General features: G+C 66.7%; 9 protein-coding genes and 1 pseudogene. 3 read left to right on the top strand and 7 right to left on the bottom strand.

The features are described 5' to 3' along the window. Window positions 1-99, top strand: a pseudogene (locus QMO56_RS20065) (IS5/IS1182 family transposase); the annotation flags it as partial. A 15-nt stretch (window positions 100-114) separates the two neighbouring features. Here QMO56_RS20065 and QMO56_RS20070 read toward each other — a convergent pair. Next, window positions 115-873: a CatB-related O-acetyltransferase gene (locus QMO56_RS20070; protein WP_283528712.1), complete on the bottom strand. Its 759-nt coding sequence runs from the start codon at window positions 871-873 to the stop codon at window positions 115-117. 322 nt (window positions 874-1,195) lie between these two features. Here QMO56_RS20070 and QMO56_RS20075 point away from each other — a divergent pair, with 322 nt between their 5' ends. After that, a complete protein-coding gene (locus QMO56_RS20075; protein WP_283528714.1) occupies window positions 1,196-2,269 on the top strand; it encodes a tetratricopeptide repeat protein in 1,074 nt (357 codons plus the stop codon). A gap of 42 nt (window positions 2,270-2,311) precedes the next feature. Here QMO56_RS20075 and QMO56_RS20080 read toward each other — a convergent pair whose 3' ends face one another. From QMO56_RS20080 to QMO56_RS20105, 6 genes are all read right to left on the bottom strand, one after another. Then, window positions 2,312-3,778: a hypothetical protein gene (locus tag QMO56_RS20080; protein WP_283528716.1), complete on the bottom strand. Its 1,467-nt coding sequence runs from the start codon at window positions 3,776-3,778 to the stop codon at window positions 2,312-2,314. Window positions 3,779-4,026: 248 nt separating this feature from the next. Then, window positions 4,027-4,869 (bottom strand): 3-deoxy-8-phosphooctulonate synthase, encoded by an 843-nt coding sequence (gene kdsA / locus QMO56_RS20085; RefSeq protein WP_283528718.1) that lies wholly within the window; start codon window positions 4,867-4,869, stop codon window positions 4,027-4,029. Window positions 4,870-4,992: 123 nt separating this feature from the next. After that, a complete protein-coding gene (locus QMO56_RS20090; RefSeq protein WP_283528719.1) occupies window positions 4,993-7,299 on the bottom strand; it encodes a glycosyltransferase in 2,307 nt (768 codons plus the stop codon). Beyond that, window positions 7,292-8,233, bottom strand: coding sequence for a glycosyltransferase family 2 protein (locus QMO56_RS20095; protein WP_283528721.1), 942 nt, complete (start codon window positions 8,231-8,233; stop codon window positions 7,292-7,294). Before QMO56_RS20095 ends, QMO56_RS20090 begins: the two co-directional genes overlap by 8 nt. Before the next feature lie 34 nt (window positions 8,234-8,267). Continuing rightward, window positions 8,268-8,906 carry a hypothetical protein gene (locus QMO56_RS20100; RefSeq protein WP_283528723.1) on the bottom strand — a complete coding sequence of 213 codons (639 nt, stop codon included), beginning with the start codon at window positions 8,904-8,906 and terminating at the stop codon, window positions 8,268-8,270. 341 nt (window positions 8,907-9,247) lie between these two features. Then, window positions 9,248-10,372 carry an SGNH/GDSL hydrolase family protein gene (locus tag QMO56_RS20105; RefSeq protein ID WP_283528724.1) on the bottom strand — a complete coding sequence of 375 codons (1,125 nt, stop codon included), beginning with the start codon at window positions 10,370-10,372 and terminating at the stop codon, window positions 9,248-9,250. A 393-nt stretch (window positions 10,373-10,765) separates the two neighbouring features. Here QMO56_RS20105 and QMO56_RS20110 point away from each other — a divergent pair, with 393 nt between their 5' ends. Then, window positions 10,766-12,535 carry an ATP-binding protein gene (locus tag QMO56_RS20110; protein ID WP_283528725.1) on the top strand — a complete coding sequence of 590 codons (1,770 nt, stop codon included), beginning with the start codon at window positions 10,766-10,768 and terminating at the stop codon, window positions 12,533-12,535. The last annotated feature ends 66 nt before the right edge of the window (window positions 12,536-12,601 follow it).

The raw sequence follows: 12,601 nt of genomic DNA on the forward strand, positions 1-12,601 counted from the left end.
CTCAAGCAGTTCCGTCGCGTCGCAACCCGCTACGACAAGCTCCTCGCCAACTTCCGCGGCTTCGTTCTGCTCGCCTCAATCGCCATCCTACTCCGCTGAAATCGTCACCACCGCCTAGCCCGCCCCGGCGCTCGGGTCGAACAGGGGCGGGTTGAAGGGCTGCACGGCCCCGGAGCCGATGCGGTCCCGCAGGGCCGCGACAAAGGTTGCCGGGTTCTTCACGTCGAGGCCTTCAAGGTCGGTGAAGGCGTATCGCCACCACTGAAGATCAAGAAGCTCGGCGATCAGGCCGTCCCTGAAGCGCTGCTTGATCGCCCTGGCCGGGACACCCCCGACGATGGTGTAGGGCTCAACATCCTTGCTGACGATGGAACCTGCCGCGATGACAGCTCCATCGCCGATCCTGATCCCGCGCGCCAAGCGAACGTCCTGCCCGATCCAGACGTCATTCCCGATGACCGGGCCAGGGCCCCACATGTTGTAGCTCTCGAAGCCGTCCAGCGGCTTTCCCGTGTCTTCCAGAAGAGAGCGGAAGGCGCGGATATTCGCCGCGCTTGGAAGGCGGTAGGGCGATGTGGTGGCCCATTCAACCGGGTGGCGCCCGCCCATCACCGAGACATTCCACGCCAGCGAGCAGTAGCGGCCGATCCGCATCTCGCCGCCGGCAGAGTGGGTGTAGGAGAAAGACCCTATTTCCTGGGGGAAACTCGGATGCAGAATCGAGACATACCGCTCGATCCTCGCGCTATCGGGGATGAGGATCCGCGCACCCAGGGGAACGGCGCGTGGCGTGTGCGCATTGTTGACATAGACACGATTGTCAGCAAGCCACGCCTCTTTCTCGGCGGTGAGAATAAAACTTGCCTGCGCCATCCTGCCAACCCGCCGCCATCATCCTGTGAACGCACCAGGGTGACTTCTTAGATTGCTATCTGTGGTTGCACAATGCCGCGCCGCCTGTTGAGGTGACAATTCGGGGATGGCGCGCGGCCGCCCAGGTGTGTCCAAGGGAGCAGGCAGCAGGCTGTGAGAGCTTCCGGTGCCCGTGGGCGTGCGGCGCGACAGGGCCTGCCGGATCGGGCAGCGCACAGGATCCGTCGTCAGCACGCCCCTTCCCACGAGCGGCCCACTTCAACTAAGGATTGTCTCGGACGGGGTTCGCATAGCAGGCGAGATGGGAATGTCACAAGCGTCAGTGCCGGAGCCCGAGATCATTGCCGAATCTCCAATGCTCAGGGCTTACTTTCTCCAGGGGCGGGGCGACACCCTGCTGCTGACATTCACCGGCTTGGGCTTCGACACCACCCAGTTGCAAAGGCGGCAGTTCGCAGCCCGGTCCGTCGCCGAGAAGCTCGGCCTCCCGGCGATCGGCGTGGTCGCCAAGGAGCCGAACTGGTTCCCGCAGCACGAGATGGCCCTCCTGACTCCCGCCATCCTCCGGACGTCGCAAAACTTCCGCAGGGTGGTCGCCTATGGGTTCAGCATGGGCGGTTACGCGGCACTCAAGTACAGCAGGGCATTTGCGGCCGATTACGTCATCGCCTTCTCCCCGCAATGGTCCATCGATCCGGCCATCGCCCCCTGGGAGACGTCCTATGTCCGGTATCTGCGGCCGTTCCACAAGGGAATGGAAATCGGTCCGGGCGATGTCTCCGGCAGCATCTACATCGTCTACGACGATCTCCATGCCGATACGAAGAACGCGAACAAGATCGCGGAAGTGGCGCCGGTCAACAGGATCGTCGCGCGGCATCTCGGCCATGCGACCTGGGATGCGATGCTGTCCTCGGCAGCGATGGGCCGGCTCATTCAGCATGTCATCGACGGCGATGTGGCGGCCGTGCGGCACTTCATACGCCGCCGGCGCCGCTCGGTCGCCCGCTTCGAGAGCACTGTCTGGCTGGCGCGGGCGAGGCACTGCCTGGGGAAGCGGCGCTTCCAGGAGGCCGAGCGGGCCGCCCGCAGGGCCCTTGATTGCCCGAGCCCGGCCTCCGGCGGAAAATGGGTGCTCGGAAAGATCCTCGCGGGGCAGGGCAGGCTGGGCGAGGCGGAGGATATGATCCGGCAGAACATGGCGCTGGATCCGAAGGCGATCTGGCTGCACTACCACCTGGCAGGGGTGCTGGAGCAGCAGGGACGGATGCGGGAGGCATTGCAGTCCCTTGATGCCGTGCTGGCGGCAAATCCGGCGGACCGTGCCAGCCTCGTGGCGCGGGAAAGGATCATGAAGCGGCTCGCAGCCGGACTGCCGCCGCCGCATGGGGCCTGACCTTCAGCGCCTCCCGTTCCAAGGGGGCGCAAGCATCGGTGCTCAGGGAATGGGCTCTTCGAACTGCACGCAGTAGAGATCGATCTGCGCAGGGATCGGGGCGCCGGCCGCATGGAAGGGAGACTTCCGCCCTGTCGGGCTGATCAGCTGCCCCCGCGTACCGGTCCAGCCATCCTTCTCGGTCGAGGCTGGCTCGCAACGCGCATAGCCGATGCGCCGGTCCGTTGCCATTGGCGTGCCCGAAAGCATGATCGTGACCTCGCATTCGGCGGTGATGGCGACCGAGGTGATCGAGATCCTGCTGCTGTCGGCACCGAAATAGGCGAAGCCGTAGTTCTCGACAGGCTTGACCCATCCGCCGTTGCCAAGGCCCGGGTCGAAGGCCACGGGCCGCGAGAAGCGCACCGTTACCTGATTGCCGCTGCGGCTGACCGGGCGGTCGAGGAGGGGCCAGAGCGGCTGATATTCCTCGCCCGCCCGCAGCGCGTCATCCGCATAGGCGATGGCCTGGCCGAGCATGGCCTTGCCGATGCCGTCCTGGTGGATGATGTCATTCGCAGCGAAGGGTGCCGCATACATCGGCCCCACCATCGTCACGCCCCGCCCGTACCGTTCCCGGCAGAACCTGTACTGTTCGAGCTGAATGTAGCTGGGCGACAGGAAGACATCAGGCCCGTTCGTCTGCACCAGCAGCATCTGCGGCGCCGCCTGGCCGGTGATGGCCTGCAGATCCGCCCGTGCAGCATCCGCAAGGATGGCGAGGTCGGTGCCGTACCCCGACGAGAAGGTTTCGCCCTGAATGAAGACGAAGCGGGAGATTTCCAGGGCGCGCCCGTACTGCTCCGCGATCGCCTTTGCGCGGGATGCCGCGGTCAGCATGTTCGTGTAGACGACGGAGCCTGGCATCATGCTGGTGATCGGGTGGCCGGCATAGTTGGTCGTGAAGGTCACCCGCCCCGGCGATGCGGTTCCGGTCCGCTCACGGAAGAACGCCTCAGCGGCAAAGGGCGCTGTCCAGGCGGGCTGCCCGAGGGCGCTGCTGGGGGAAATCGGGGCGAAATCGACGAGCCTCGCGCCATCCAGCAAGGTCTTGCCGTCCGCTGCGCTGCAGCCGGCGAACTGCAGGGCATGATGCGGCCACCAGGCGCCGGTGATCACATTGGTGCCGGCGCTGCCTGACATGCCGGCATTGCTCTGGCCGTAGAACACCCAGTAGTCCAGCGGGTGGGTGCTGGCGGGCACCGTCACCGCGCTCTCCATGTCGGTACGCCGCCGCAGATCTCGCACTTCCAAGGTCTCGCTCCATGCCGCCGCACGCCTCTCCGAGACGGCGCGGAAGTTAAGCGCAGGCGAGCTGCGCCGGCTAGGCTCGGGAGCCGGGCCGAGCGCGGCGTGAAGTGCAGAGGGAGGCATGGACGCCTGACGAACCGGCTGCGCGTCGGCTTCGTCCTGTGGGGCTGCGGGGCTTCGGGCAGGAGGTGCATCCTGGAATCGGCCGCCATGCTGCACGCGCTCCAGCGGGTCCAGGTGGCGGACGAGGATGTCGCGCGCCTTCTCGGCGGGGGTGGGATCGGGCGCGGAGCTGAAGCTCTCCGCCCGGTGCGGCCGCAGGCCCGCCGGATGCGGCCGCCCGCAGCCCGGCTCATTCCTGCGCAACGCGCCCTCGCGCGTGCTTCGGCGCGTGGCGTTCGGCGGTGCCGCTTCCGGCGCCAGGGCTGCCGAACGCCCGGCGGAACATTCCTACAGCGGGATCGGCTTCACGCCGCCAGCTGGGCCTTGGCCAGCTTGTCGAGCGCCAGCAGGTCGCGCACCAGCGGCTCGAACTGCCGGAGCGGCACCATGTTGGGACCGTCGGAGGGCGCCTGGTCCGGGTCCTCGTGGGTCTCGATGAACAGGCCAGCGACGCCGACCGCGACTGCCGCGCGCGCCAGCACGGGAACGAACTCGCGCTGCCCGCCCGAGCTGCCGCCCAGGCCGCCCGGCTGCTGCACCGAATGGGTGGCGTCGAACACCACGGGCGCGCCGGTGCGGGCCATGATCGGCAGGCCCCGGAAGTCGGAGACCAGGGTGTTGTAGCCGAAACTGGTGCCGCGCTCGGTCAGCAGCACATGCGGATTGCCGGCGCCGGTGAGCTTGTCCGCGACGTTCGCCATGTCCCAGGGCGCCAGGAACTGGCCCTTCTTGACATTGACCACCCGGCCGGTGGCGGCGGCGGCCAGCAGCAGGTCGGTCTGGCGGCAGAGGAAGGCCGGGATCTGCAGGATGTCCACCGCCTCGGCCACCAGCGCGCACTGCTCTGGCAGATGCACGTCGGTCAGCACCGGCAGCCCGAGGCGCTCGCGGATCTCGGCGAAGATCGGCAGCGAGGCCTCCAGGCCGAGCCCGCGCGCCGCCTTGCCGCTGGTGCGGTTGGCCTTGTCGAAGCTGGTCTTGTAGACGAGGCCGACCCCGAGACGCGCCGCCATCTCCTTCAGCGCCGAGGCCATCTCCAGCGCATGCTGGCGGCTCTCCAGCTGGCAGGGGCCAGCGATCAGCGCGAGGGGCAGAGCGTTTCCGAAGCGGACGGTGCCGGCTTCAACGATCGAGTCAGGCTTCATCATTGCTGTCGCGCTACCTTGAGGCGTTCGGAACGCCATGATGCTAACGTAGAAGATGCAGGCAGTACAATCATTGAAGACAGTTGCACGCCTGCTTGCCGAAACCGTGGATGGCTGCCTGGTGCCTCAGGCAGCCGCTGCCCTCCGCTCCTCCATCATCCGGCGGACGACATCCCAGATATACGCCCAGCCGGCATCGTTGAGGTAGCTGTAACGGTCGATGCGGAGTTGCTTGAGCGCATCGACCTTCTGCCAGTCCAGCAGCAGGTCGGCGAGCAGGTCGGCGGAGGCGAGGGTGCCGGCTTCGCGCCGGCGCACCTCGTCCTCCTCCTCCGACATCGCCGCGTGGCCGGAGACGAAAAGCTGGATAAGGGGGACGCAGCCGCGATGCATCATCTCGCGCAGGCAGGTGAAGGCGCTGCTCTCGCCCAGCTCCGCCACCAGATAGGCTCCGCTGCGCCGCTTCTCCACCGTGCGGACATAGTCCTGCAGGGGGGTGAAGATGACGCTGCGATGAGCCTCCTGCGCCGCCAGCAACTGGGCGGGGGTGCAAGCCCGCTGGTCGTACACGACCTCGACCTGCCGGTCCGTCGTCAGGCCGCAGATCTCCAGAACGAGTTCCAGCGCATCGCTTCCGGGCGTGGGAGAAAGCAGCGTGACCATGCGCCGGTCCTGCCCCGAGACGATGCGCATCGCCTCGCTGGTATGGCCGCGCCAGAGGAAGGGAATGACGTAGCGGGCCAGCGGCAGGTTCCCCGTCGCGGCGAGCAGGGCGGACGCCTCGGTGTCCGACACCGCGACCTGGTCGAAGGTCTCGCTCAGACGCTTCGCGAACTGGACGACCTCGGCTTCCGAGGCGCGCTGCGCCAGGACGCCAAGCGGCGCGATGGCGTGCATCGGAAGGCGCTTGCGGCGTGTGGGAAGCCCCTCGGGGATGCAGGCGAACCAGACGCCGTAGTGTCCCGCATCCAGAAGCTTGCGGAAGCTCATGACGGGCACGCCCTGCGAGCCCATCGTGGCGCCGAGCCTGGCGCCCAGCCCCTGCGCGGTGGCTGGCGAGCAGATGGCCGGGCCCCATCGCCGCAGCAGCCGGACCGCCTTGGCGTCCATCTTCTCGGGCTGGCCCTCGATGTAGAAGGCGACCTTTGACTGGTGGGCGATGTACTCGGCGGCTTCCAGCGCGTGGTAGAGGAGTGGCGAGCGCAGGTTCACGTCCCGCGCATGGATGGCGACGATCATCGCCGGGTCCACCTGCACCTTCTGCCCGAGGCTTTCCTCCAGCGTCTCGGAGACCTGCTGGCCAGCCCGGTGCATGGATTGCCGCGAGGCCTCCTCCAGCACCTGGATCAGCGACGGGTCGCGCACCACCGCGGCGCAGGCCCGCATCATGTCCCAGAAGGAGGGCAGCGTCTGGAACGGGTGGGTCGGGACATAGCCCTCGAAGCAATGGGCGTGTGCGATGACGCCCTTGCCGTAGCTCAGTGCCTCGCCGATCTTGATCTTCAGCCCTGTCGAGAAGGACATCGGCCCGAGGATGACGTCCACCGAGTCATAGAACTCGTCCATCGTCTCCACCCGGCCGAGCAGGCGCACGAAGGGCAGGTGGTCGATCTGGAGGAGGTCGCAGCAGGTCCCCGCGATGACGATCTCGCAGGGCAGGAGTGTCTTGCGCAGGAACTTGTGCGCTTCCTCGAGGAAGGCGGTGAAGTTCCGCACGTTGATGTTGTTGCGCGCGCCCACCATGCCGAAGGCAATGACCTGGCCGGGCTTGCGCGTGTGGCGCGGCACGACCGGCTCGGCATGCAGAAGGGTCAGGACCTTCCGGCTGGTGATGGTCTTGAAGAAGTCCTCTTCTTCCTTCTTGATCGCCCAGACCACGTCGGCGCGGTCGAGCGCGATCTTCTCCTGCTCGGGCGTGGTGTAGAAGAACTCCGGCGCGATGCCGTTGCTCTCCAGCACTTCCCTCCGGCCGGAGAAGCGGTCATGCGTATCGAGGATCTTCACCGGCCCTTCCGGCACGAAGTCGAGCGCCTTGGAAAGCCAGGTGTAGTTGACGATGACGACGTCGAAGCTGTGCGTGCTGAAGATCCATCGCAGCATGTCGCCGATGCCGGGGTCCCACCACTCGTCGATGGTGTGGTAGTCGCCCTGCTGCGGCGGCATATGCAGCGGCTGCGTCACCGGCGCGATGTAGTAGTTGTCCCACTGCGCCATCATGGCGCGCTGTGCCTCGAGGGAGACGCTCTCACGCCAGTCCGATTCGCCGGGATAGTGCAGGTAGGTAATTGAGGCGCCGAGATTCTTCAGGCGCTGGCAGACCTGGAAGATGCGCCGGCGGTTGCCGAAATCGATCGGATAGGTGGGCGTCGGCGCCACCACCAGAACGCTTTTCCCCGCCCATGTGCTCTTGGCTGCCAGGCTGAGCTTACTCATCGTCCACCTCGTGCATGCCGCTCAGCATCACGGAGGTGAAGTTGTAGATGGTGGCGAGCTGCCAGCGGAACTTGCCGGGGTCGTTCTGCTGCAGGGCCAGGGCGCGGACGGTGCGCTCCGAAGGCGGGCAGTGCAGGAAGAAGTCCTTGATGTCGTTCCACGCCCGCTCGACATCGACCGCCTCGCTGGAGACCGCCCCGCGGACCCGGTCGGAGACCGCCTGCCAGGCGACACGCCGCCGGAACCAGGACTGCCGCAGGCGGCCGGCCTCCACCAGGTGATCCACCGCGGCGACCGGGTCGTAGACCACCCGCCCGCCATGCGCCTTGATCTGGTCGGTGAGCGCGACTTCCTCGTTGGACATCAGGCTGCTGCCGGAGCCGACGCGGCCAAGCGAGACGTCGAACCCGCCGAAGCGGCGGAGCACCTCGGTTCGGTAGGTGATGTTGGCGCCTGCCACCCATTCCTGGTCCGTCAGGAAGCGCGCCTCGTCCCCGTGGTCCACCACCGAGACATAGCCGAGCATCTCGTCCGCGAGCCAGGCGGGGCGCGGTTCGCTCCAGATGGGGCGCACCCTACCGCCGACGACATGGCAGGTCTCGCCGAACTCGTCGAAGGTGCGGCAGAGGCTCTCTGCCCAGACCGGGTCCGCAATGGCGTCGTCGTCGAGATAGGCGACCAGGGGAGCGTTGGCGAGGCGCATGGCCACATTGCGGGCATTCGAAAGGCCCGGAATGGCCTCATGCACCCATCGCAGATTGCCGATGTGCTCATACGGCTGCTGTTCCCGCCACGAAGCGTCACGGTCCGGCGAATTGTCAACCACCAGAACCTCGAACTGATCCTGGGGAAGGGTCTGCCGCGTGAGGGATTCGATCGCGAGTCGAAGCAGGTCGTACCGCTTATAGGTGCATAATGCAACAGTCAGCTTCATCTGGCCGCCCTTTCCGAAATCACCTGGACCTGGATCACTTGCCCGCAGGCGAAATCTTCAATCCGGCGAAGGCCACACCCAGGAGGCGCTGATCCTCCTGTCCCCGATCCGCAGGCCGGAAGATGTGCGGGATGTTGAACATGATCTCGGTCGCGCCCGTCTCATCATTCACCGGAAAGGCCTCGGAGCGGATCACCTTGTCGCCGAAGCGGACGGGCACCTCGACGCCATCGACCTTGAGAGTGATATCGGAGCGGTTCCGCTCATCGCCGAAGGAGTACATCACGGCGTCCAGTTGCATCGGCACGGAGCGATCCACCCAGACGCGGAAGCGGACGGTGGAGCCGGGGCCGGTCCAGCGGTAGGGACCGTCATTGCCGTATTCCAGGGCATAGAAGCCATCCAGCGCATCCAGGGCGTCGCGCATGTCAACTTCGGCGAACTGGGGCAGGTCGCTGGCCGCGGGGGAGGCACCACCACGTGTCACCGAACCCTGGCGACGCAGCGCGGCGGCATAGACCTTCTGCTTCTGCTTCAGCTTGGCCAGTTCGAAGTTGAGCATGGCGATCTGCTCGCAGAGCTTGCCGCGGGCTTCTTCTTCGGGCTTGTGCGCCAGCTCTTCCTGGACACCCTTCAGGATGTCGCTGTAGGACAGATTGATCAGGTTCGCCATTCTAACATCCTGCTTCCACTGCATTATCCATCTTCAGACACTCCACGCCCCGGACCTCGCATCGCGGCCGGAGGGGGGCCGGCGCAAACCAGATGCCAACGCGGCGGGCAGGACGACCGATGGACAGGCCGGAGCGGTCGGGCCTTGCTGCGCTGCAAGGTAGGCGCCGCGAGGCCCATCACTCAAGAGTGTGTGAGAAAAAGAAGCCTGCGGGGTGAAGGTCCGCCTCTGCCCCACGGGCAGCCCACCGCTCTCCAGGCGCCACGGGCGGCCGCAAGCGGCTTCCCCGGACCGCGAAACGCGTCGGGCAGGGCAGGAGCACCGGCACGCGCCCCTCCCGCTCAGCTCGGCAGGGGCGTCAGGGCGGACAGGCGTTCCAGGGTCCTCTGTTGCCCGGTCATTTCCAGGAGGCTCAAGGGCAGGCCGGGGCGGCTCTGGACTTCGCTCGTCACTTCGAGCTTGGCCTGTGTGCCGATCAGGAAGCCCTCGATCTCCACCTCGCCATAGCGGCCAGGCAGGAAAGGCTTCTGGTGCAGGGTGGCTTCCGTCGGCTGCGCATCCGGTCCGAGCGCGGTGATCTCGATGCCGTTGTGGCCGCCCGGCAGCTGCCGCTTGAAGTCCACGCAGATGGCCGTGAACCAATCGGGCTTGTTCTCGTCCCAGTAGACGATGAGTGGCTTGACGACCTCCTCCCGCCCGTTCCGGAACGCCACATTGGCGCCGAGCGCGCCGGTGTTCATGACGAGGGCGAGCAGGCATTCGTCCTCGCGGACCGGCAGGCGAATCGTCTCGCCCTGGCGGAGGCGGCCGTAATGCGAACTGTAGATCGAGGAGCGGCGTTCGATGAGGGCCTGGGGGGCGAAGACGGCCGCCGCAGGAATGCTGCGCATCTTTCGCACGGCGGTGCGGTGGTTCTTCGGCTCCGCTGCGGTGGCCAGGATGTTCTGCAGGCCTTTTGCCAAGACTTCGCCAATCAGAGGGGTGACACGTGCGGACATATGCGCAGAGTCGCGCATCAGCGCGTCGCGCGTGGTGAGGCCTTGCTTCAGCGCCTCGCGGAAGAGATCCGCGACATTGAGGAAATGGACGCCCTCCTGGCGGCAGACATCGAGATGGGCACGCTCCACCTCGGAGACGTTCTGCAGCGTCCCGTAGCTCGGGATGATGGTCAGGATGGGCGTGCAGCCCATGGAGCGCGTGATCGCGACGATGGAGCGGATGTTCTCGCGGATGTCGTCAGCGGTCTTCAGGCCGCGCCCAAGGACGCCAGTGTCGTTGATCTCGTAGTCCAGGATCGCGAAGTCGAACTTCCGGTCCTTCAGGGTTTCCAGGATATAGAGTCCAACAGAGTTGGACGAGGCTCCGATCGAGCGATTCTCGATCCTGTAACCGGCGAATTTTTCAAAGTATTTAATGAACGAGTCTGAAATGATGCAGTTCGATGTCCCGAGGACCAAAACATCCATGGAGTAACTCTCCTACCGAAAAAATCCGAGGGTAGAAAATAGGCCGATTGTGCCGATGGAAGCTTTCCTCGCGAGGACACCTGCCGGGAGGCTTGCCGGAAGCAATGTACCAAGCAGGGCATGGGCCAGTAAATGCAGAGTTGCACCCCACTTCGCTTCGTAGCTTTTGAGGCGAAGGTCGGGAATGGCTGCCTTTCCGGCGTCCCGGGTGGAGCGCGGGAGATCCCGCCGGCCTGCCCGCCGGCCTGCCCGCGCCGCGAGCGGGAGCTTCGCGGGAAAGGCTTGTCGCGGAGCCGAGGCGGCACGGACGCCTTGCGAGATCCGCGCTCGAAACCCCTCGCTGAGGAGGCGCCAACCCGGTCTCGCGCACAACTTTCAGGTGTTTTTCGACGGATGCGCCGCTATGCTCTGCTGCGCCGCAATGCCTGGGAGATCTACAGCTTGAGCTCCACCGTCACCCGCCTGCGCGTCCAGGACGAGGATTTTCTCGTCACAGCGATGATCGAACGCTGCCCGAAGACGATGATGATCCGGGAATTGTTCAAGAACGCGCTGGAAGCGGCGTCGACGGCCCCTGCGGGGCAGCGGCGGGTCGAGTTCTCCGCCCTGCCGGTGGATGGGGTGCCGAAGCTGGCGCTCTGGAACTCCGGCCAGGGGCTGACCGGCCCGGAACTCTACCGGATGTGCGACATCGCCGCCTCCATCCGCAAGGAGAACGCGCTCGACCGCAATTTCGGCATGGGCGCCAAGGTGGCCTCGCTGCCCTCCAACCAGAATGGCATGCGCTACCGCTCGGCGCATGAGGGCGTGGTGCAGGAGGTGGTGATCGGCAAGTCCGGCGGCGTCTATGGCCGACTGCTGCGCCCTGGCCCGGGCGGGATCCCCACCGAGGTCGTCGAGGTGACGGAGGCCGCGAGGGCGGAAGGCCGCGATCCGGCCTCCGACTGGACCGAACTGGTGCTGTTCGGCAACCAGCCGGAGCAGAACACCGTCGCCGATCCGTATGGCGGCAACCCGCGCAGCCCCCGGCACTGGCTGGTGGATGCGGTGCGCAGCCGTTTCTTCCGCTTCCCTGAGGATGTCGAGATTGTCTTCCGCAAGGGTGTCGCGAACCTGAAGGAGGACCGGGCGCTGGTCAGCCTCGCCAGCCGGCTGGAGGCCCTGCCGCAGCACGAGGCGGTGCGCACGCCGGAAGGCATCACCATCCACTATGCCTACAACCCGGCCCTGCTGCAGCCGGGCGCGGGGGGCGCCGACGCCTGGGACACCGGCGAGAGCATGGGTGCGCTGATCTACCAGGACGAGATCTACAGCATCCTGCGCGGCCCGGCCTGGCTGAAGGAGGCGCCGAGCTTCGGCATTCCCTTCCTGGCGCGGGCCATCACCGTGCTGGTGGAGCTGCCGGGCGACTATCCCGTGCTGCCGGAGGCCTACCGCGAGTTCCTCCGCTACCGCAGCGAGCGGCAGGAGCAGGTGCGGGTGCACGACTACGCCGCCCTCGCGGTGCGCCACCAGCCGCTCTGGCTGACGCGCCTGCTGGCCGAGGCGGTGCCGCGCGCCGACTATGTCGACGACATCCTCGCCGAGATGCGGGAGATGCTGGAGAGGCTCGGCGTCGCGCTGCGCCGCCCCAACCAGGCGCCGAACTTCCGGCCGAAGGCGCTGGCCCGCAATGCGCCGGTGCCTCCCGGCGAGAAGCAGCCCGGCGAGCCGCCGCCCTTCCATGCCGAGAAGCCGCCGGCCATCATCCTGCTGCGTGACCCGCTGGACATCGCCGATCGTGGCCTGACGCACCGGGCCGCGGCCTACTACCCCGAGACGCACCAGCTCCATGTGAACCTGCAATACGCGGCAGTTCCCGAGGTCGCGCAGACCCTGGCGGCCACGGCACCGCCGGAGTTGGACATCGAGGGGGTGCAGGCGGCGGCCCAGCTCACCGCCGAGCGGGCGATGGTCAGCCGCGTGGCCCGCGCGCTGACCCATTCCCTCTCCAAGCGCGGCCGTCCGCGCGAATGGAATGACGGCCATCTGCGCCATGCCTTCTCGTCGGAGGCCCTGACCCTGGCGGCGGACGACCTTCAGACCGGCTGGCATGACACCGAGCTCAGCTTTGCGGAGGCCCTCAAAGGGGTGCCCCAGGCGGCTGTGCCGGCGGTGGACTGACGCTCGCCCCCCGCGCCCCCTGCGGGGCGGAATGCCGGGCCGGGCCTTGCGCCCGGCCGGGACTGC

It is taken from the genome of Roseomonas sp. E05 (genome assembly GCF_030063475.1).
Lineage (GTDB): Bacteria > Pseudomonadota > Alphaproteobacteria > Acetobacterales > Acetobacteraceae > Pseudoroseomonas.

Excerpts from the sequence above, each read along its gene's own strand:
- QMO56_RS20110 (WP_283528725.1), top strand. The coding sequence starts at position 10,766 with ATGCGCCGCTATGCTCTGCTGCGCCGCAATGCCTGGGAGATCTACAGC.
- QMO56_RS20070 (WP_283528712.1), bottom strand. The coding sequence starts at position 873 with ATGGCGCAGGCAAGTTTTATTCTCACCGCCGAGAAAGAGGCGTGGCTT.
- kdsA (WP_283528718.1), bottom strand. The coding sequence starts at position 4,869 with ATGATGAAGCCTGACTCGATCGTTGAAGCCGGCACCGTCCGCTTCGGA.
- QMO56_RS20105 (WP_283528724.1), bottom strand. The coding sequence starts at position 10,372 with ATGGATGTTTTGGTCCTCGGGACATCGAACTGCATCATTTCAGACTCG.
- QMO56_RS20095 (WP_283528721.1), bottom strand. The coding sequence starts at position 8,233 with ATGAAGCTGACTGTTGCATTATGCACCTATAAGCGGTACGACCTGCTT.
- QMO56_RS20090 (WP_283528719.1), bottom strand. The coding sequence starts at position 7,299 with ATGAGTAAGCTCAGCCTGGCAGCCAAGAGCACATGGGCGGGGAAAAGC.
- QMO56_RS20100 (WP_283528723.1), bottom strand. The coding sequence starts at position 8,906 with ATGGCGAACCTGATCAATCTGTCCTACAGCGACATCCTGAAGGGTGTC.